The 20,214-nt window shown below is 66.8% G+C and carries 14 protein-coding genes; 12 read left to right on the top strand and 2 right to left on the bottom strand.

Translation table 11 applies throughout. The features are described from left to right. Positions 1-547: 547 nt before the first annotated feature. Positions 548-2,008 (bottom strand): PRC-barrel domain-containing protein, encoded by a 1,461-nt coding sequence (locus tag WG922_RS08900; RefSeq protein ID WP_340282156.1) that lies wholly within the window; start codon positions 2,006-2,008, stop codon positions 548-550. Between the two features lie 341 nt (positions 2,009-2,349). On the opposite strand from WG922_RS08900, the gene WG922_RS08905 reads away from it, so the two are divergent. After that, positions 2,350-4,617, top strand: coding sequence for an arginine/lysine/ornithine decarboxylase (locus WG922_RS08905; RefSeq protein ID WP_340282157.1), 2,268 nt, complete (start codon positions 2,350-2,352; stop codon positions 4,615-4,617). Positions 4,618-4,727: 110 nt separating this feature from the next. Here WG922_RS08905 and fabI read toward each other — a convergent pair whose 3' ends face one another. Next, entirely contained in the window at positions 4,728-5,519 is a 792-nt protein-coding gene (gene fabI, locus WG922_RS08910) for an enoyl-ACP reductase FabI (RefSeq protein ID WP_340282158.1), read from the bottom strand. A gap of 67 nt (positions 5,520-5,586) precedes the next feature. On the opposite strand from fabI, the gene WG922_RS08915 reads away from it, so the two are divergent. The 11 genes from WG922_RS08915 (at position 5,587) to typA (ending at position 20,173) form a co-directional block, all read left to right on the top strand. Then, complete coding sequence (locus WG922_RS08915; RefSeq protein WP_340282262.1) at positions 5,587-7,386, top strand: extracellular solute-binding protein; 1,800 nt, start codon at positions 5,587-5,589, stop codon at positions 7,384-7,386. Positions 7,387-7,392: 6 nt separating this feature from the next. Then, positions 7,393-8,427, top strand: a complete 1,035-nt coding sequence (locus WG922_RS08920) for a microcin C ABC transporter permease YejB (protein WP_340282159.1) — start codon at positions 7,393-7,395, stop codon at positions 8,425-8,427. Further along, the gene (locus WG922_RS08925; protein ID WP_340282161.1) at positions 8,411-9,637 is read left to right on the top strand and encodes an ABC transporter permease; all 1,227 of its coding nucleotides are present in this window, start codon (positions 8,411-8,413) and stop codon (positions 9,635-9,637) included. Before WG922_RS08920 ends, WG922_RS08925 begins: the two co-directional genes overlap by 17 nt. After that, positions 9,634-11,256: an ABC transporter ATP-binding protein gene (locus WG922_RS08930; RefSeq protein WP_340282163.1), complete on the top strand. Its 1,623-nt coding sequence runs from the start codon at positions 9,634-9,636 to the stop codon at positions 11,254-11,256. The genes WG922_RS08925 and WG922_RS08930 overlap by 4 nt, the downstream gene beginning before the upstream one ends. Positions 11,257-11,358: 102 nt before the next feature. After that, positions 11,359-11,763 carry an alternative ribosome rescue aminoacyl-tRNA hydrolase ArfB gene (gene arfB, locus WG922_RS08935; protein WP_340282165.1) on the top strand — a complete coding sequence of 135 codons (405 nt, stop codon included), beginning with the start codon at positions 11,359-11,361 and terminating at the stop codon, positions 11,761-11,763. A 273-nt stretch (positions 11,764-12,036) separates the two neighbouring features. Then, positions 12,037-12,603, top strand: a complete 567-nt coding sequence (rimP, locus tag WG922_RS08940) for a ribosome maturation factor RimP (protein WP_340282166.1) — start codon at positions 12,037-12,039, stop codon at positions 12,601-12,603. A gap of 1 nt (position 12,604) precedes the next feature. Continuing rightward, positions 12,605-14,107, top strand: a complete 1,503-nt coding sequence (nusA, locus tag WG922_RS08945; RefSeq protein ID WP_340282167.1) for a transcription termination factor NusA — start codon at positions 12,605-12,607, stop codon at positions 14,105-14,107. 23 nt (positions 14,108-14,130) lie between these two features. Further along, complete coding sequence (gene infB, locus WG922_RS08950; protein WP_340282168.1) at positions 14,131-16,965, top strand: translation initiation factor IF-2; 2,835 nt, start codon at positions 14,131-14,133, stop codon at positions 16,963-16,965. Positions 16,966-16,987: 22 nt separating this feature from the next. Further along, on the top strand, positions 16,988-17,371 hold the full coding sequence (gene rbfA, locus WG922_RS08955) for a 30S ribosome-binding factor RbfA (RefSeq protein WP_340282169.1): 384 nt from the start codon (positions 16,988-16,990) through the stop codon (positions 17,369-17,371). 2 nt (positions 17,372-17,373) lie between these two features. Continuing rightward, positions 17,374-18,324, top strand: coding sequence for a tRNA pseudouridine(55) synthase TruB (gene truB, locus WG922_RS08960; protein ID WP_340282170.1), 951 nt, complete (start codon positions 17,374-17,376; stop codon positions 18,322-18,324). A 16-nt stretch (positions 18,325-18,340) separates the two neighbouring features. Continuing rightward, complete coding sequence (gene typA, locus WG922_RS08965) at positions 18,341-20,173, top strand: translational GTPase TypA (protein ID WP_340282172.1); 1,833 nt, start codon at positions 18,341-18,343, stop codon at positions 20,171-20,173. Positions 20,174-20,214: the final 41 nt, after the last annotated feature.

Below are 20,214 nucleotides of genomic sequence, written 5' to 3' on the forward strand. Positions count from 1 at the left end.
TCAACGGGAGGTGGAAATGCGCAACAAAGAACTATTCGGCCACGCGGACGCAGTCGTTTCCAAGCCACGCGGCTGGCGAGAACCACACCCTACCGCAGCGCCCATGAAGAAGCCTCCTCAAGGGGCGGACCGTTCTTCCAAGGAGTCGCACAGCCGCTGATTTCGGCTGATTCGAAGCCCCCCTGTCGCGGGGGGGGGAGGAAACCATTCTCTTGAGCATTGCAGCGCGACTGGGTTCCGGCGGGAACGCATGCACTGGAACTGACCCGGCGCGCCGCCAGCCAGAAGCGATTTCGACAAGGGCAGAAGCGCCCCAGTTGCTGACTGCGGCGCTATCGCGTCGGCTGTTAGCCCAGCCTTGGTCTGTATAGGAGTAGCTAGCTCACCGGGCGCCTTTCGCCGCGGCGCCCATCTCCCCAGGGCCTGACGGGCCCGGCTGGGGATTTTCCTCGCGCACTGCGGTCGCCCCGCCTGAGGCGAGTGGCGACCGCAGCCGTGGCAGGGGGTGCCGCGGGTGCGTCCGAACTGCACCCGCCGCCGCAGGGCCTTACTGGCGCTGGCCCGAGGAACTCCCCTGGCCGCTTGTGCTGGCGCCGCCGCCTTGCGAGGAAGAACCGGAACCGGAACCGGAGCCGGAGCCCAGGTCCATCGTCGCGGTACCACCGGTGCCCGACTGCGCTCCCGATCCGCCCGAGCTGCCCTGGCTGCTTCCGGAGGCACCCATCGCGCCAGAGCTGCTGCCCGATGCGCCCGAGCTGCTCTGATTGCTGCCGGATGCGCCCGTGGAGCTGCCCGAGCCGCCGCTTGCACCGGAAGCGCCTTTGCTGCTGCCGCCCGAGGCACCCATCGCGCCCGAGTTCCCCTGGCTGCTGCCCGATCCGCCTGACGCGCCCGAGGAACTGCTCTGATCGCTGCCCGACGCGCCCGTGGAGCTGCCGCTCGCACCGGAGCTGCCTTTGCTTCCCGAGGCGCCCATGGCGTCGGTGCTTCCCTGCGATCCACCGCTGCCCGAGGCACTCTGGCCGGCCGCCTGGCCTTGGCCCGGGCCCTGCGCCGCCTGGCCGCCGCTCGTCGTCACGACGGTCACGAGGTAACGGTCGACGTCGGTCACGAAGGTCCGGTCGTTCATGTTTGCCTGCCAGTTGCGGTCGAGCGGCTGCAGGCCGGTGGCCTGCTGGCGGTTCAGCCGCAGTTGCAGGTCATCCTTCTGGCCCTGGACATTGAACGCCGTCATCGGAAGCGCTACCTGCCGCTCGCTGGTGAACCAGCCGCGGCTCAGGTTGGCCACGACATAGTGGACCTTCTGGTTGGCCATGTTGATCACCACGGACTCGACGTCGCCGAGGTCTTCGCTTCCGGTCGCCGCGACGATGTTCTTGTCCTGCAGCTGGCTCACCCGCACGGCCGACGGCGCACCCGTGGGCTGCTGGATGCCGTAGGCACGGTCGATCCGGCCCCAGGTTTCCTGGCCCTGATTCGTCTCCTGCTTGGCCCACTCGCTGCGCTGGATCGCCGCGACGGCAAGCTTTTCCTTGTTCATGTTCTGGTAGACGAGCGCGTCGCGGCCCTGGTTCATCTTCAACTCGCGCAGCGGCACGGCGAACAGCGTCTCCTGCGACAGGATGTCTGGGTTGAAGCTCAGGATCGCGTAGCGCACGTCCCCCGTGTTGGCGTTCACCACCAGGTCTTCCAGCTTGCCGAGGTTCTGGCCCTGCGCGTTGGTGACGTTCTTTCCGAGCAGGTCCTCGGTGCGCACTGCCTGGTACTGGCCTTGCTGCGTGGTGCTGCTCGCCTGTTGGGACTGCGACTGACCAGCCTGCGACTGCTTCGACTGTTCTTTTGCAGGGTCTTTCTGCGCCTGGCTGGACTGCTGTTTCGATGGGTCTTGCCCCGGCTGCTGCGCCGACTGGGCAAAGACGTTCTGCGAGGCAGCAGCGATGGCCACCGCAAGCGCGCCGCTCGCCAGGGCCGTCATGCGCAGTTTCAGGGTCTGGTGGATTGCCTTCATGTGTGTTTCTCCGTATGTGATGCATGCAAAGGAATGGCCCCGCCGCCGGCAGCCAGACGGGCCACCTCGCAAGCGAGCCTGAGCCCATGCTCCGGCGTGGCACCGGCGCGAGCTGCGTGACGAAGTAACTTCTGCATGAAGCGATTGCCCCTGCCATGGCCGCGCGGGCGGCAGGGCCCGCGGCGTCTTCAATGCGAAACAGCGCTTACCTTCCACAATGTGGGTCGCGGAACTTCCGTGTGAGCCATCATTTCGACCCTGACCTACGGGTGCGTGCGCCGCTTGCATACACTTCGCAGCTTTCCCCACCTTTTGCCGGCCTCCACAAGGCGGCCCCGCCCATGAAATTTCGTTTCCCCATCGTCATCATCGACGAAGACTACCGGTCGGAGAACAGCTCCGGCCTGGGCATCCGCGCGCTCGCCCAAGCGATCGAAGCCGAGCATTTCGAGGTCCTGGGGGTGACGAGCTACGGAGACTTGTCGCAGTTCGCGCAGCAGCAAAGCCGCGCCAGCGCCTTCATCCTGTCGATCGACGACGAGGAGTTCACCCAGGGGCCGGACCTTGGCCCGGCCGTGGTGAGCCTGCGCGGCTTCATCGAGGAAGTGCGGCGCAAGAACAGTGAGGTGCCGATCTACATCTACGGCGAAACCAAGACCTCGCGCCACCTGCCCAACGACATCCTGCGCGAGCTCCACGGCTTCATCCACATGTTCGAGGACACGCCCGAATTCGTGGCGCGCCACATCATCCGTGAAGCGAAAAGCTACCTCGAGGGCGTGCAGCCGCCGTTCTTCAAGGCGCTGCTGGACTACGCCGAGGACGGCTCCTACTCCTGGCACTGCCCCGGGCATTCAGGCGGCGTGGCCTTCCTCAAGAGCCCGATCGGCCAGATGTTCCACCAGTTCTTCGGCGAGAACATGCTGCGTGCCGACGTCTGCAACGCGGTCGATGAACTTGGCCAGCTGCTGGACCACACGGGGCCGGTGGCCGCCAGCGAGCGCAACGCGGCGCGCATCTTCAACGCCGATCACTGCTTCTTCGTCACCAACGGAACCTCCACCTCCAACAAGATGGTGTGGCACCACACGGTGGCGCCCGGGGACGTGGTGGTGGTCGACCGCAACTGCCACAAGTCGATCCTGCACTCGATCATCATGACCGGCGCGATTCCGGTGTTCATGAAGCCCACCCGCAACCATTACGGGATCATCGGGCCGATCCCGAGCAGCGAATTTGAACCCGCCGCGATCAAGGCCAAGATCAAGGCCAACCCGCTGCTGCAGGGCGTCGATGCTGAAACGGTCAAGCCGCGGGTCATGACGCTCACCCAGTCCACCTACGACGGTGTCCTGTACAACACCGAGACCATCAAGTCACTGCTCGACGGCTACGTGGACACGCTGCACTTCGACGAAGCCTGGCTGCCGCACGCTGCGTTCCACCCGTTCTACGGCTCCTACCACGCCATGGGCAAGCGCCGGGCGCGTCCCAAGGAATCGCTCACCTTCGCCACGCAGTCCACGCACAAGCTGCTTGCCGGCATCAGCCAGGCGAGCCACGTGCTGGTGCAGGATTCGCAGAACCGCAAGCTCGACCGGCACCTGTTCAACGAGGCGTACCTGATGCACACCTCGACCAGCCCGCAGTACTCGATCATCGCGAGCTGCGACGTCGCGGCGGCCATGATGGAGCCGCCCGGCGGTACCGCGCTGGTCGAGGAGAGCATCCTGGAGGCGCTGGACTTCCGGCGCGCCATGCGCAAGGTCGATGAGGACTACGGCAAGGACTGGTGGTTCAAGGTCTGGGGCCCCGACCACCTGGTGGAAGAGGGCATCGGGCGGGCCGACGACTGGATCATCAAGGGCGAGGCACGCAGCGCCCAGTGGCACGGCTTCGGCAACCTCGCCGAGGGCTTCAACATGCTGGACCCGATCAAGTCCACCATCGTCACGCCCGGGCTGGATCTGGACGGCAGCTTCGCGCGCACCGGCATTCCCGCTTCCATCGTGACGCGCTTCCTTGCCGAACACGGCATCATCGTCGAGAAGACCGGCCTCTACAGCTTCTTCATCATGTTCACCATCGGCATCACCAAGGGCCGGTGGAACACCATGCTCACCGCGCTGCAGCAGTTCAAGGACGACTACGCGCGCAATCAGCCGATGTGGCGGATCCTGCCGGAGTTCTGCCAGGTGTACCCCCGCTACGAGCGCATGGGTCTGGCCGACCTGTGCCAGCACGTGCACGAGCTTTACGCCAAGTACGACGTCGCCCGCCTGACCACCGAGATGTATCTGTCCGACCTCACGCCGGCGATGAAGCCGAGCGACGCCTTCGCCCACATCGCCCACCGGCGCACCGAGCGCGTCGAGATCGACCAGCTGGAAGGGCGCATCACCACCTCGCTGGTGACGCCGTACCCACCGGGCATTCCGCTGCTGATTCCGGGTGAGGTCTTCAACAAGAAGATCGTCGATTACCTGAAGTTCTCGCGCGAGTTCAATGCGCAGTGTCCCGGGTTCGAGACGGACATCCACGGCCTGGTGGAGGAGGTCGGCGAAGATGGCAAGTCGCGCTTTTATGCGGACTGCGTGAGGCGCGACTGAGGCGTGTCAGCGGGCGCTGCCGGCCTGGGCCGGGGTGCTCGCTCCGTGCGTGCTGCCAGGCCCCCCGGCCTGGAAGCTCACGCGTCGCAGCCTCGCGGATGCGAGGCTCTTCAGGCCGCCGGCTCGGCGATCCCGCCCACGACCTGGCTGAAACCGCCATCGACGTAGGTGATCTCGGCCGTGACGCCGCCGGCGAGGTCCGACAGCAGGAACGCAGCGACGTTGCCGACGTCTTCGATGGTCACGTTGCGGCGGATGGGCGAGGTGTCCGCCACCACGCTGAGAATCTTTCCGAAGCCCTTGATGCCGCTGGCCGCCAGCGTCTTGATGGGGCCGGCGCTGATGCCGTTGACCCGCATGCCGCGCGGACCGAGCGACTCGGCCAGGTAGCGCACCGAGGCCTCGAGCGATGCCTTGGCGAGGCCCATGGTGTTGTAGTTCGGCACCGTGCGGACCGCCCCCAGGTAGGTGAGCGTGAGCAGCGCCGAGCGTTCGTTCAGGTAGGGCAGGGCGCACTTGGCCATGGCCGGAAAGCTGTAGGCGCTGATGTCGTGGGCGATCTTGAAGCCTTCACGCGACAGGCCATCGAGGAAGTCGCCCGCAATCGCTTCTCGCGGCGCATAGCCGATCGCATGGACGAAGCCGTCAAACTTCGGCCAGTGCTGCGAAAGATCGGAAAAAAGTCGCTCGACCTGGGCGTCGTCGCCGACATCGCAATCGAAAACCAGCTGGGAGCCGAACTCCGCGGCGTATTCCGTGATCCGATCCTTGAACCGCTCGCCGACGTAACTGAAGGCCAGTTCCGCCCCCTGCGCATGGCAGGCCCGGGCAATCCCATAAGCGATGGAGCGATTGGACAACACCCCCGTGATCAACAATTTCTTCCCAGACAGGAAGCCCATGGAACGCCCTCCGATAAAAACTCGGCAGAATTGTCGCATGCGAGCTTCGCTCATCCTTCCAGCGCCCATGCTGTTCGCGGCGTTGGCCTTGCTGGTGATGATGGCGGCCGCGCCGGCCTGGGCCGCGCATGCGTATGCACAGTTCGGCGACATCAAGTACCCGCCCGGCTTCACCCACTTCGACTACGTCAATCCCGACGCGCCCAAGGGCGGCGAGATCCGCATGGTGCCGCCCACGCGGCCCACCAACTTCGACAAGTTCAACCCGTTCACGCTCAAGGGCACCGCGCCGTACGGCATCAGCACCCTGATGTTCGACACCCTGCTGACCGGCAACGCCGAGGAGCCCACCACGGCCTACGGCCTGCTGGCCGAGGACGTCACGGTCGCGCCCGACGGCCTCTCGGCGACCTTCCGCCTGCATCCCAAGGCGCGCTTCCACGACGGCAAGCCGGTGCTGGCGCAGGACGTGGTGCATTCCTTCAGGACCCTCATCAGCAAGGAGGCGGCGCCGCAGTTCCGCACCATCTATGCCGAGGTGAAAGGAGCGCAGGCCCTCGACGATCGCACCGTTCGCTTCGACTTCGCCACACCCAACCGCGAACTGCCGCTGATCGTCGGCGGCATGCCGGTGTTCAGCCGCGACTGGGGCCGCGGCAAGCCGTTCGACCAGGTTGTGTCGGACATTCCGATCGCGAGCGGCCCCTACCGGCTGCCCGACGCGCGCATGGGCCGGGACATCACCTACGTGCGCGACCCGGACTACTGGGCGGCCGACCTGCCGGTGCGCCGCGGGCACTACAACTTCGACCGCATCAGTTTCAAGATCTACCTGGACGAGACCTCGCGCTTCGAGGGATTGAAGGCGGGTGAGTTCGACTTCATGCGCGAGTTCATCTCCCGCAACTGGGCGCGCCAGTACACCGGCAAGGTTTTCGAGTCGGGCGAGCTGGCCAAACGCGCCTTCCCGAACAAGAATCCCGGCGACTTCCAGGGCTACGTGTTCAACCTGCGCAATCCGAAATTTCAGGACGTGCGGGTGCGCAAGGCGCTCAGCCTCGCCATGGATTTCGAGTGGATGAACCGGCAGCTGTTCTACAACCTCTACAAGCGCGTGCACGGCTATTTCCCCAACAGCGAATTCCACGCCGAAGGCCTGCCCAAGCCCGACGAGCTGGCCATCCTCGAGCCGCTGCGGGACAAGCTGCCGCCCGAAGTGTTCGGTCCCGCCTACGTGCCGCCGGGCACCAGCCCGCCGGGCAGCCTGCGCGAGAACCTGCGCGACGCACAGGCCCTGCTGGCCGAAGCCGGCTGGACCTACCGCGACGGCGCGCTGCGCAACGAGAAGGGTGAGCCCTTCACCATCGAGTTCCTCACGGACCAGCCTTCGCTGATCCGCATCGTGACGCCCTTCGAGAAGGCGCTCGAAAAACTGGGCATCCAGCTCACCTATCGATCGGTCGATTTCTCGCTGGCCAAGCAGAAGATGGACGCGTTCGATTTCGAGTTGACCACCACGCGCCTGCCGGGAACCACGGCTCCGGGCAGCGAGCTCATCGAGCGCTTCGGCTCGGAGGCAGCCAAGACGCCGGGCTCATCCAACATCTGGGGCATCGCCGATCCGGCTGTCGATGCGATCGTGCAGAAGGTGGTGACCGCCCGCACCCGGCCCGAGCTCTCGGCCGCCATGCGGGCCTTGGACCGGGTGCTCTCGCACGGGCACTACTCGATTCCCCAGTACTACGGAAGCGACTTCCTGATCGGATTTCGCCCGCGGCGCTTCGAGCTGCCCAAGACCATTCCTCCGTACTACGACGCCCACAACTGGGCCATGTCCACCTGGTGGGCGTCCCCCAGCAACCGGTAGAGCCCGATGGCCAGCTACATCCTCAAGCGCCTGCTGCTCATGATCCCCACGCTGATGGGAGTGCTGCTGGTGACCTTCGTCGTCACGCAGTTCGTCCCCGGCGGTCCGGTGGAACAGATGGTCGCGCAGCTGCAGGGGCGCGACGCCGGCGGCGAAACCGCCGCGACGGCGGGTGCGGGCTACCGTGGGCGCCAGGGCGTGGACGAGCAGCGCATCGCCGAAATACGGGCGCTGTACGGGTTCGACAAGCCTGCCCACGAACGCTTCGTGCAGATGGTGGGGCAGTTCCTGCGCTTCGACCTCGGCACCAGCTTCTACCAGCACAAGGACGTCTGGCAACTGGTGGTGGAGAAGCTCCCCGTGTCCATCAGCCTGGGCCTGTGGACCTTCTTTCTCAGCTATCTGATAGCGGTGCCGCTCGGGGTCGCCAAGGCGGTACGTGCGGGCACGCGCTTCGACTTCATCACCACGCTGTTCGTGCTGGTCGGCTACGCCATTCCCGGCTTCGTGCTGGGTGTCGCGCTGCTGGTGATCTTCGGCGGGCAGCTGCAGTGGTTTCCGCTGCGCGGGCTCACCTCGGCCAACTGGGACCAGCTGAGCCTGGGCGGCAAGATCGTCGATTACCTCTGGCACATCACGCTGCCGGTCACGGCCATGGTCTTCGGCAGCTTCGCCGTCACCTCCATGCTGACCAAGAACGCCTTCCTCGAAGAGATCCGCAAGCAATACGTGCTCACGGCGCGGGCCAAGGGCCTGAACGAAAACCGGGTGCTCTGGAAGCACGTGTTCCGCAACGCGCTGATTCCCATCATCACAGGCTTTCCGGCTGCTTTCATCGGTGCCTTCTTCACCGGTTCGCTGCTGATCGAGACGCTGTTCTCGCTGGACGGCCTTGGATTGCTCAGTTACGAGAGCATCATCCGGCGCGACTACCCCGTGGTGCTGGGAACGCTGTACCTCTTCACCCTGATCGGCTTGTTCACCAAGCTGATCAGCGATCTTTCTTACGTGCTGGTGGATCCGCGTGTCAAGTTCGACTAACCCCCCCGGCGCGGCCTTCGATCGCCGTCCTTCTGCTGCGGACGGCTCCGCGTTGGCAGCGGCCGGGCCCGCCCGCATGCACTCGGGCGCCGATGTGGACGGATCGCCGGTGGTCGCGCGCGTCGGAGCCTATGGTCAGGCCGCGCCGCTGCGACCCGAGCCGGGCGCAGCCGACGCGCTGCCGCCGCCCATCTCGCCAGCCCGCAGGGCCTGGCAGCGCTTCCGGCGCAACCGCCTGGGTTTCGTGAGCCTGGTGATCTTCACCACGATGGTGGTTCTGAGCCTGTTCGCCGAGGTGCTGTCCAACGACAAGCCGCTGGTGGTGCGCTTCGAGGGGCAGTGGTACTTCCCGCTGGTGCAGACCTACCCCGAGAAGACGTTCGGCGGCGACTTCCCCACCCCTGCGGACTACCTCGACCCGTTCATTCGCCAGCGCATCACGGAAGGCGACAACTGGGCGATCTACCCGCCCAATCCCTACGGTCCGCGCACGCTGAACTACTTCGCGAGCCAGCCCAATCCCGCCGCACCGTCCAGCGAGAACTTCGTCGGCAGCGACGACCGCGGCCGCGACCTGCTCGCCCAGCTGATCTACGGCTTTCGCGTCAGCGTGCTGTTCGGCCTCGCGCTCACGGCCATCGGCGTGGTGCTGGGCGTCATCACCGGCGCGGTGCAGGGCTTCTTCGGCGGCAAGACCGACCTGGCCTTCCAGCGCTTCATCGAGATCTGGGGGTCGATGCCCGAGCTGTACCTGCTGATCATCTTCAGCGCCGTGTTCGCCCCCAGCATCTCGCTGCTGCTGGTGCTGCTGTCGCTGTTCGGCTGGATGGGCCTGTCGGACTACGTGCGCGCCGAGTTCCTGCGCAACCGGCAGATGGACTACGTGCGCGCGGCGCGGGCGCTGGGCGTGGGCAACATGCGCATCATGTGGCGCCACATCCTTCCCAACAGCATGACCCCGGTCGTCACCTTCCTGCCGTTCCGCATGAGCGCAGCCATTCTTGCCCTCACGTCGCTCGACTTCCTGGGCCTGGGCGTGCCGCCGGGCACCCCGTCGCTGGGCGAGCTGCTGAGCCAGGGCAAGGCCAACATCGACGCATGGTGGATTTCGCTGTCGACCTTCGGCGTGCTCGCGCTCACGCTGCTGCTGCTCACCTTCATGGGCGACGCGCTGCGCGATGCGCTCGATCCGCGGAAAAACCCGGTATGAGCGGCGCACGCGATCCGCAGGGCGCCTTGCTCGACGTGCGTGGGCTCACCGTGGCCTTCGGCGGCAAGAAGGTGGTGCACGGTGTCGATTTCTCGATCGCGCCGGGCGAGAAGCTCGCCCTCGTCGGCGAATCGGGCTCGGGCAAGACGGTGACCGCGCTGTCCCTGCTGCGGCTGGTGCAGAACGCCAGCTTCGGCGGCTCGGCCCGGCTGCACGGACCCGAGGGCACGCGCGAGCTGCTGCAGCTGTCCGAGCGCGAGATGCTGGGTATTCGCGGCAGCGAGATCGCGATGATCTTCCAGGAGCCCATGACGGCGCTGAACCCGCTCTACACCGTGGGCGACCAGGTTGCCGAGGTGATCGAGCTCAAGCAGGCCCTGGGCCGCAAGGCCGCCTGGGACGCGGCCGTCGAGGCGCTCGCCGCCACCGGCATCCCGGAGCCGCAGCGCCGCGCGCAGGCCTTTCCGCACCAGCTTTCGGGCGGCCAGCGCCAGCGCGCCATGATCGCGATGGCGCTGGCCTGCCGGCCGCGCCTGCTGCTGGCCGACGAGCCGACCACCGCGCTCGATGTCACCCTGCGCGGGCAGATCCTGGAGCTGCTCGCCGAGCTGCAGCGGCAGACCGGAATGGCCGTGTTGATCATCACGCACGACCTCAACCTGGTGCGCAAGTTCGCCGACCGCGTGGCCGTGATGGAGCAGGGCCACCTGGTGGAGCAGGGCGACGTGCCAGACGTATTCGCGGCGCCGCGCCACCCCTACACGCGCAAGCTGATCGACAGCGTGCCGCGGCGCGAGGTGGTCGAGGAGCCCGCGGCGCCCGGCGCCCCGCCGGTGCTGCGCGCGAGCGGCATGCAGGTGGCCTACCCGGTGCCGGTGCCCGGGGTGCGCGGCTGGTTCCGCAAGGCCGAGTTCGTGGCAGTCCACGGCGCCGATTTCACGCTGCCGCCCGGACGCACGCTGGGCGTGGTCGGCGAATCGGGGTCGGGCAAATCGACGCTCGCGCTGGCTGCCCTTGGATTGATTCGCCACCGCGGCGAGCTGCAGGTAGTGGGGCGCCAGTGGGCAGCCGGTGCCACCGCCAACCGGCCGCTGCGCCGGGCCGTGCAGGTGGTCTTCCAGGATCCTTTTTCGTCCTTGTCGCCGCGCATGACGGTAGAGGAGATCGTGGGCGAAGGTCTGCTGGTGCACGAGCCCGCGCTCGGCGAAGCCGAGCGCCGCACCCGCGTGCTGGAGGTGCTGTCCGAGGTGGGCCTGACCGACGCACAGTTCCCCGGGCTGCTGCAGCGCTATCCGCACGAGTTCTCCGGCGGCCAGCGCCAGCGCCTGGCGGTGGCGCGCGCGCTGATCGTGCGGCCCGAAGTGCTGGTGCTCGACGAGCCCACCAGCGCGCTGGACGTGACCATCCAGCAGCAGGTGCTGCGGCTGCTGCAGAAGCTGCAGCGCGAGCGCGGGCTCAGCTACCTGCTGATCACCCACGACGTGCAGGTGATCCGTGCCATGGCCCACGACGTGCTGGTGATGAAGGACGGTCACATCGTCGAGGCCGGCACGGTGGCCGAGGTGCTCGACGCCCCGCGCGAGGCGTATACGCAGGAGCTGGTCGCAGCGGCGGGGTGAGGCGGCCCCCCATCGTTGGCAGGGGCGTACGGATGAGGTCCGCCGGATCCTGCCGGTTCCCCCGTATTTGCCTGACGGCCCGTGCGGGCATCATCGAAGCCCATGGCCACCACCATTCCCGAATCCGAGGTCGAGATCACGGCCGTGCGCTCCCAGGGGGCGGGCGGCCAGAACGTGAACAAGGTCGCGAGCGCGATCCATTTGCGCTTCGACATCCAGCGATCGTCCCTGCCGCAGGAGCACAAGGAGCGCCTGCTGGCGCTGCGCGACCAGCGCATCTCGCGCGACGGCGTCCTGGTGATCAAGGCCCAGACACATCGCAGCCAGGAGCTGAACCGGGCCGAAGCCTGGGGCCGGCTGCAGGAACTGGTCGAGAGCGTGGCGCGGCCGCCGAAAGTGCGTCGGCCGACCCGCCCGACCCTGGCCTCGCGGGTGCGGCGCCTGCAGTCCAAGAAGATGCGCAGCGAGGCGAAGCTGCTGCGCCGGCGCGAGGACCCGGCGCAGTAGGTCTCGGCAGGGGCGGCCCGGCTGGGCTGGAGGCTTGCCTGGGCTGGGCTGGCTTGTCGCTGCGCTGCCGTCGGCGGTGAAACGCCGTGCCGTCCCGATGAGTGCGTTCTGCGCCACGCGCGTTGCGCGCGTCCTCTGCCGGAGGCTTGCTAGTGCCATCGGCGCCGCAGTACAATGCGCGGTCATCGACCACATCGGGCGGGTACCAACCGCCCGTTTTTTTTGGTCGAACGCTTTCGGCACCCAGGCAACGCGCAGGCATCCTCAACACAAGTGGCACTACAGGACATCGTCGAACAAGTCGTGAGCGGGCTCGGCTACGAGCTCGTGGAGATCGAGCGCTCCGCCGGCGGACTGCTTCGCATCACGATCGATCTGCCCTGGGAGCCCGGCTCCGAGCAACTTGTCACCGTCGAGGACTGCGAGAAGGTCACCCGGCAACTCCAGTTCACGCTGGAGGTCGAAGAGGTCGACTACTCGCGCCTGGAGGTGTCGTCCCCGGGAATCGACCGGCCGCTGCGCAACGAGCGCGATTTCGAGCGTTTCGAGGGCGAGGTGATCGATGTCACCCTCAAGTCGCCGATGGGCGCGGCGGCAGGGGGGCAGGTCGCTGCCAATCGCAAGAAGTTCCGGGGCCAGCTCGCGCGGGCCGAGGCGGGCGACTGGCAGATCACCTGGAGCGACGAGCCGCCGGCCAAGCCAGGCCAGAAGGTCAGCAAGAAAAAAGAGGTGCCGCTCCAGGTGCTGGGCTTCAGGCTCGACGAGCTGAAGGACGCCCGCCTGGCGCCCATCGTGAATTTCAAGGGGCGCCGCCCCAAATCGGTTTCAGGAGAGTCGTGAGATGAATCGCGAAATGTTGATGCTGGTGGAAGCGATCTCGCGCGAGAAGAACGTCGAGCGTGACGTGGTTTTCGGCGCGGTGGAGTCCGCCCTGGCGCAGGCCACCAAGAAGCTGTACGAGGGCGACGTGGACATCCGCGTGGCGATCGACCGCGACACCGGCCAGTACGAGACCTTCCGCCGCTGGCTGGTGGTGCCCGATTCGGCGGGCCTGCAGAATCCCGACGCCGAGGAACTCCTGATGGACGCCCGTGAGCGCGTGTCCGACGTGGAAGAGGGCGACTACATCGAGGAGCCGATCGAGTCGCTGCCCATCGGGCGCATCGGCGCCATGGCCGCCAAGCAGGTCATCCTGCAGAAGATCCGCGATGCCGAGCGCGAAATGCTGCTCAACGACTTCATGTCGCGCGGCGACAAGATCTTCGTGGGCACCGTCAAGCGCATGGACAAGGGCGACATCATCGTCGAGAGCGGCCGCGTCGAAGGCCGCCTGCGCCGCGGCGAGATGATCCCCAAGGAAAACCTGCGCAATGGCGACCGCGTGCGCGCCATGATCATGGAGGTCGATCTCACCCTGCGCGGCGCTCCGATCATCCTCTCGCGTTCGGCGCCCGAGTTCATGATCGAGCTGTTCCGCCAGGAAGTGCCGGAGATCGAGCAGGGCCTGCTGGAGATCAAGAGCTGCGCGCGCGACCCCGGCAGCCGCGCCAAGATCGCCGTCCTGTCGCACGACAAGCGGGTCGATCCGATCGGCACCTGCGTCGGCGTGCGCGGCACCCGCGTCAATGCGGTCACCAATGAGCTGGCCGGCGAGCGTGTCGATATCGTGCTGTGGTCCGAAGACCCCGCGCAGTTCGTGATCGGCGCGCTGGCGCCCGCCAACGTGAGCTCCATCGTCGTCGATGAGGAAAAGCACGCGATGGACGTGGTGGTGGACGAGGAAAACCTGGCCATCGCGATCGGCCGGGGCGGCCAGAACGTGCGCCTTGCCTCCGACCTCACCGGTTGGAAGATCAACATCATGGACGCCAACGAGTCCGCCCAGAAGCAGGCCGAGGAGACCACCACGCTGCGCTCCCTGTTCATGGAGAAGCTCGACGTCGATGAGGAAATCGCCGACATCCTGATCTCCGAGGGATTCACCAGCCTTGAAGAAGTCGCCTACGTCCCCATCCAGGAGATGCTGGACATCGAGTCGTTCGACGAAGACACCGTCAACGAACTGCGGTCCCGCGCCAAGGACGCGCTCCTGACGATGGAGATCGCCCGCGAAGAGAGCGTCGAGGAGGTCTCGCAGGACCTGCGCAGCCTCGACGGCTTGACGCCCCAATTGATTGGCACGCTGGCCGAGGCCGGCGTCCACACCCGCGACGACCTGGCCGACCTGGCCGTCGACGAACTCACCGAAATGACCGGGCAGACCCCGGACGAGGCCAAGGCCCTGATCATGAAGGCGCGCGAGCACTGGTTCACCACCAGTGCGGCAGCAGCGGCCCAAGAGTGATGTGATGGGAGGCACCAGAACATATGTCCAGTACGACCGTCGCCGAGTTCGCCAGCGAACTCAAGAAATCTCCCGATACCCTGCTCGAGCAGTTGCGTAGCGCCGGCGTGGCCAAGTCCACGCCCAGCGATGCACTGTCCGAGTCGGACAAGCAGAAGCTGCTCGGCTACCTCCAGGCAAGCCACGGCACCTCGTCGCCCGAGCGCAAGAAGATCACGCTGACCAAGAAGTCGACCAGCGAGATCAAGCAGGCCGATGCCTACGGCAAGGCCCGCACGATCCAGGTGGAAGTGCGCAAGAAGCGCACCTTCATCAAGCGCGACGACAACGAGGGCAGCGCCGAGGCCCCCGAAGCTGCCGCGGCGCCGAGTCCCGAGGACGCCGAGCTCGCACGGCGCGAGGAAGAGGCGCGCCGCCAGGCCGAGCTGATCCAGCGCCAGGAGGTCGATCTGGCCGAGAAGCGCTCGCAGCGAGAAGAGATGGAACGCCGCGAGCGCGAAGCCGAAGCGCGCGCCGCTGCCTACCTCGCCGCCGAGGAAGCCAAGAAGGCGCAGGCCCTGGCCGAGCGCAAGGAAGCCACGCAAGAGGCCGCCACGGCTGCTGCCGAGCGTGCCGCAGCGCAGGCCGAGGCCCGCGCCAAGGCAGAGGCCGAATCCAAGGCCCGCTCGGACGAAGAGTCGGCGCGTGCCCGCGACCTCGAGGAGCGCCGCCGCAAGGCACTGGCCGAGGCCGAAGCCATCCGCGCCATGATGGCCGCACCCAAGAAGGTGCTGCTGGCCAAGAAGCCCGAAGAAGCCAAACCCGCGGCCAAGACGGCCGATGCGGCCAAACCCGCGGCCAAGGGCACCCTGCACAAGCCGGCCGTGACGGGCCGGCCCGCGACGGCACCCGGCGCGGGTGCGCCCGGTGCCGGCAAGGAAGTCAAGTCGGCCAAGCTGTCGTCCAGCTGGGCTGGCGACACCGCCAAGAAGAAGGCCATTCCCACCCGCGGCGACGCTTCGGGTGGCGTGGGCCGCAACACCTGGCGCTCCGGCCCGCGCGGTCGCCGCGGCAACGACCGTGACCATCGCGAGCACCAGCCGGCGCAAGCCGCCGAGCAGCGCGTGGTCGAGGTGCACGTGCCCGAGACCATCACGGTGGCCGAACTCGCCCACAAGATGGCGGTGAAGGCGTCCGAGGTGATCAAGGCGCTGATGAAGATGGGCCAGATGGTCACCATCAACCAGCCGCTGGACCAGGACACGGCCATGATCGTGGTCGAGGAAATGGGCCACAAGGCAGTCGTCGCCGCCCTGGACGATCCGGAGGCGTTCACCGAGCAGGACGTCGGCGCAGCCGAGGGTCCGGCGCTGCCGCGTGCTCCGGTGGTCACCGTCATGGGCCACGTGGACCACGGCAAGACCTCGCTGCTGGACTACATCCGCCGCGCCAAGGTGGCGGCGGGCGAAGCCGGCGGCATCACGCAGCACATCGGCGCCTACCACGTCGAGACCGAGCGGGGCGTGATCTCCTTCCTGGACACCCCCGGCCACGAAGCCTTCACGGCCATGCGTGCCCGCGGCGCCCAGGCGACCGACATCGTGATCCTGGTGGTCGCGGCCGACGACGGCGTGATGCCGCAGACGCGCGAGGCGGTCAAGCACGCCAAGGCGGCGGGCGTTCCGATCGTGGTCGCGGTCAACAAGATGGACAAGCCCGAAGCCAACCCCGATCGCGTGAAGCAGGAGCTGGTGACCGAGCAGGTGGTTCCCGAGGAGTACGGCGGCGAATCGCCGTTCGTGAATGTCTCCGCCCGTACCGGGCAGGGCATCGACGAGTTGCTCGAACAGGTGCTGCTGCAGGCCGAGGTGCTGGAGCTCAAGGCGCCCGTCGAGGCCGCCGCAAAGGGCCTGGTGATCGAAGCGCAGCTGGACAAGGGCCGCGGCCCGGTGGCCACCGTGCTGGTGCAGTCGGGCACGCTCAAGACCGGCGACGTGGTGCTGGCAGGCCAGACCTATGGCCGCGTGCGCGCCATGCTCGACGAGAACGGCAAGACCATCAAGTCGGCCGGCCCGTCCATTCCCGTGGAGATCCAGGGCCTGTCGGACGTGCCGCAGGCCGGCGACGAGTTCATGGTGCTGGCCGACGAACGCCGGGCGCGCGAGATCGCGACCTACCGCGCCGGCAAGTTCCGCAACACCAAGCTGGCGCGCCAGCAGGCCGCCAAGCTGGAGAACATGTTTGCCGACATGACGGCGGGCGAGATCAAGACGCTGCCCATCATCATCAAGGCCGACGTGCAGGGTTCGCAGGAGGCGCTGTCCGCATCGCTGCTCAAGCTGTCGACCGACGAAGTGAAGGTGCAGATGGTGTACGCCGGCGTCGGCGGCATCAGCGAGTCGGACATCAACCTGGCCATCGCTTCGAAGGCCGTGGTGATCGGCTTCAACGTGCGTGCCGATTCGGGCGCACGCAAGCTGGCCGAGAACAACGGCGTGGACCTGCGCTACTACAGCATCATCTACGACGCTGTGGACGAGCTGAAGGTCGCGATGTCCGGCATGCTGGCTCCCGAGCAGCGCGAGGAAGTCATCGGCACGGCGGAGATCCGAACCGTGTTCGTGGCTTCCAAGATCGGCACGGTGGCGGGTTCTTACGTCACCTCGGGCATGGTCGTGCGCAACGCGAAGTTCCGCCTGCTGCGCGACAACGTGGTCATCTACACCGGAGACGTCGAGTCGGTGCGCCGCCTGAAGGACGACGTGCGCGAGGTCAAGGAAGGCTTCGAGTGCGGTATCAAGCTGCGCAACTACAACGACATCAAGGAAGGCGACCAGCTGGAGTTCTTCGAGGTCAAGGAGATTGCCCGCACGCTGTAAGGCGTAGCGAGCAGGGCACGACATGCCGGCCAGGAAATCTTCCACCCCGAACCGCACGTACAAGATCGCGGACCAGATCCAGCGCGACTTGTCGGACCTGATCGCGCGCGAGTTGAAGGACCCGCGCGTGGGCATGGTCACCATCCAGGCGGTGGAGGTCACGCCCGACTATGCGCACGCCAAGGTGTTCTTCAGCGTCCTGGTGGGCGAACCCCAGGAGACGCAGGACGCGTTGAACCAGGCCGCGGGCTTCCTGCGCAACGGCCTGTTCAAGCGCCTGCATATCCATACGGTTCCGACGCTGCACTTCCAGTTCGATCGCACCACCGAACGCGCGGCCGACATGAACGCGCTGATCGCTCGTGCCGTGGCCTCGCGTTCCAAGGACGACGACGTCGGGTCATAAGCATGAGCGCACCACGAGCACGGGTCGTGAGGCGCCCCGTGCATGGGGTGCTTCTGCTGGACAAGCCGCGCGGCCTGTCGAGTAACAACGCATTGCAGAAGGCCAAGTGGCTGCTGCGCGCCGAGAAGGCGGGCCACACCGGCACGCTCGATCCGCTCGCTACCGGCGTGCTGCCCCTGTGCTTCGGCGCGGCGACCAAGTTCAGCCAGCTGCAGCTCGAAGCCGACAAGGCCTACGAGGCGGTGGCGGTGCTGGGCGTGCGCACGAGCACCGGCGACGCCGAAGGCGAGGTGGTCGATGCGCGGCCGGCCGAGCTGCCGGACGGCCAGGCGCTGGAAGCGGTCACGCGCCGGTTCACCGGCCCGATCCGCCAGGTGCCGCCCATGCACAGCGCACTCAAGAAGGACGGCCGCGCGCTCTATGAGTACGCGCGTGCCGGCGAGGAGGTCGAGCGCGAAGCGCGCGACGTGGTGGTGCGCGAGTTGCGGCTTGCGCCCGGCGACCCCACGCCTGAGGGCCGCCCCACGCTGCGGATCTTCGCGCGCGTGAGCAAGGGCACCTACATCCGCACGCTGGGCGAGGACATCGGCACTGCGCTCGGGTGCGGCGCGCACCTGGCGTCGCTGCGTCGCGTGGCGACGGGGAACTTCGAGCTTTCGCAGTGCACCACCCTGCAGGCGCTCGAGGCGCTCGCCGAGGGCGAGCGCAGCGCGCTGCTGCAGCCGCCCGAATGCCTGCTGACCGGTCACGTGCCGGTCACTCTCGATGCGGAGAATGCGGGCCGCTTCCTCTCGGGCGTGCGCCGACGCGGCGACTGGCCCGACCAGGACGCAGCGGCCGTGTTCGCCGACCACCCGCGCGCGCTGCTGGGCACGGCCCACGTGCGCGCCGGGGAACTGATACCGGGGCGTTTGCTGAGCCCCATCGAAATCCAGCAGATCCTGAGTTCGTGAGAACCGACAACTACCCATGAGCAACAAGCAAATCCGCAACATCGCGATCATCGCGCACGTCGATCACGGCAAGACCACCATGGTCGATCAGCTGCTGCGCCAGTCGGGCACCTTCGCCGAACACGAGAAAGTCGTCGATACGGTGATGGACAACAACGCCATCGAGCGCGAGCGTGGCATCACCATCCTGGCCAAGAACTGTGCCGTGAGCTGGCAGGGCACGCACATCAACATCGTCGATACCCCCGGCCACGCGGACTTCGGTGGCGAGGTCGAGCGCGCGCTGTCGATGGTCGATGGCGTGGTGCTGCTGATCGACGCGCAGGAAGGCCCCATGCCCCAGACGCGCTTCGTCACCAAGAAGGCACTGGCTTTGGGCCTGCGCCCGATCGTGGTGGTCAACAAGGTCGATAAGCCGGGCGCTGCGCCCGACAAGGTGATCAACGCGGCGTTCGACCTGTTCGACAAGCTCGGCGCCACCGACGACCAACTCGATTTTCCGGTGGTGTATGCCTCTGGCATCAACGGCTGGTCTTCGCTGGAAGAGGGCGCGCCGGGCGAGCAGTGGGGGCCGGACATGTCGGCGCTGTTCGACACCGTCCTCAAGCATGTTCCGGCGCACGAGGGCGACGCGGCGGCTCCGCTGCAGTTGCAGGTGTCCGCCCTCGACTACTCCAGCTTCGTGGGCCGCATCGGCGTGGGCCGTGTGAGCGCCGGCACCATCCGCCCGGCCATGGACGTGCTGGTGATGGAGGGCCCGGACGGCAGGAGCACCAAGGGCCGCATCAACCAGGTGCTGACGTTCCAGGGACTGGACCGCGTGCAGGTCACCGAAGCAGGCCCGGGCGACATCGTTCTGATCAACGGCATCGAGGACATCGGCATCGGCGTCACCATCACCGATCCCACCACGCCCCAGCCGCTGCCCATGCTGAAGGTCGATGAGCCGACGCTGATCATGAACTTCTGCGTGAACACCAGCCCGCTCGCCGGGCGCGAAGGCAAGTTCGTCACCAGCCGCCAGCTCTGGGACCGCCTCCAGAAGGAGCTGCAAAGCAACGTCGCGCTGCGCGTCAAGGAAACGGACGAGGAGGGCGTGTTCGAAGTCGCCGGACGCGGCGAACTGCACCTCACGATCCTGCTGGAGAACATGCGCCGCGAGGGCTACGAGCTGGCCGTGTCCAAGCCGCGCGTGGTGTTCAAGGACATCGACGGCGAGAAGTGCGAGCCCATCGAGCTGGTCACCTGCGACATCGAGGAGCAGCACCAGGGCGGCGTGATGCAGGCACTGGGCGAGCGCAAGGGCGAGTTGATCAACATGGAGCCGGACGGCCGGGGCCGCGTACGCCTGGAATACCGCATCCCCGCGCGCGGGCTGATCGGTTTCTCGAACGAGTTCCTCAACCTCACCCGCGGCTCGGGCCTCATCGCGAACATCTTCGACAAGTACGAGGGCCACAAGGGCGAGATCGGCGGGCGCAAGAACGGCGTGCTGATCTCGATGGACGACGGCGAAATCTTCACCTATGCGCTGGGCAAGCTCGACGACCGCGGCCGCATGTTCGTGAAGGCGAACGATCCGGTGTACGAAGGCATGATCGTCGGCGTGCACAACCGCGACAACGACCTGGTGGTGAACGCCACGCGCACCAAGCAGCTGACGAACTTCCGCGTGAGCGGCAAGGAAGACGCCATCAAGGTCACGCCGCCGATCCAGCTCACCCTGGAGTACGGGGTCGAATTCATCGAAGACGACGAACTGGTGGAGATCACCCCCAAAAGTGTGCGGCTGCGCAAGCGCTTCCTGAAGGAGCACGAGCGCAAGCGCGCGCTGCGCGAGGCAGCCTGAGTCGTGGCCGGCCCGGCTTCGTCCGCTCCGGCCTCCCTGGG

It is taken from the genome of Ramlibacter sp. AN1015 (assembly GCF_037726105.1).
Classification (GTDB): Bacteria; Pseudomonadota; Gammaproteobacteria; order Burkholderiales; family Burkholderiaceae_C; genus Ramlibacter.

Bases quoted from the DNA above. Each gene is read 5' to 3' on its own strand.
- truB (WP_340282170.1), top strand. From the start codon at position 17,374: ATGAGCGCACCACGAGCACGGGTCGTGAGGCGCCCCGTGCATGGGGTG.
- rbfA (WP_340282169.1), top strand. From the start codon at position 16,988: ATGCCGGCCAGGAAATCTTCCACCCCGAACCGCACGTACAAGATCGCG.
- WG922_RS08900 (WP_340282156.1), bottom strand. From the start codon at position 2,008: ATGAAGGCAATCCACCAGACCCTGAAACTGCGCATGACGGCCCTGGCG.
- nusA (WP_340282167.1), top strand. From the start codon at position 12,605: ATGAATCGCGAAATGTTGATGCTGGTGGAAGCGATCTCGCGCGAGAAG.
- WG922_RS08905 (WP_340282157.1), top strand. From the start codon at position 2,350: ATGAAATTTCGTTTCCCCATCGTCATCATCGACGAAGACTACCGGTCG.
- infB (WP_340282168.1), top strand. From the start codon at position 14,131: ATGTCCAGTACGACCGTCGCCGAGTTCGCCAGCGAACTCAAGAAATCT.
- WG922_RS08930 (WP_340282163.1), top strand. From the start codon at position 9,634: ATGAGCGGCGCACGCGATCCGCAGGGCGCCTTGCTCGACGTGCGTGGG.
- fabI (WP_340282158.1), bottom strand. From the start codon at position 5,519: ATGGGCTTCCTGTCTGGGAAGAAATTGTTGATCACGGGGGTGTTGTCC.
- typA (WP_340282172.1), top strand. From the start codon at position 18,341: ATGAGCAACAAGCAAATCCGCAACATCGCGATCATCGCGCACGTCGAT.
- arfB (WP_340282165.1), top strand. From the start codon at position 11,359: ATGGCCACCACCATTCCCGAATCCGAGGTCGAGATCACGGCCGTGCGC.
- WG922_RS08920 (WP_340282159.1), top strand. From the start codon at position 7,393: ATGGCCAGCTACATCCTCAAGCGCCTGCTGCTCATGATCCCCACGCTG.
- WG922_RS08915 (WP_340282262.1), top strand. From the start codon at position 5,587: ATGCTGTTCGCGGCGTTGGCCTTGCTGGTGATGATGGCGGCCGCGCCG.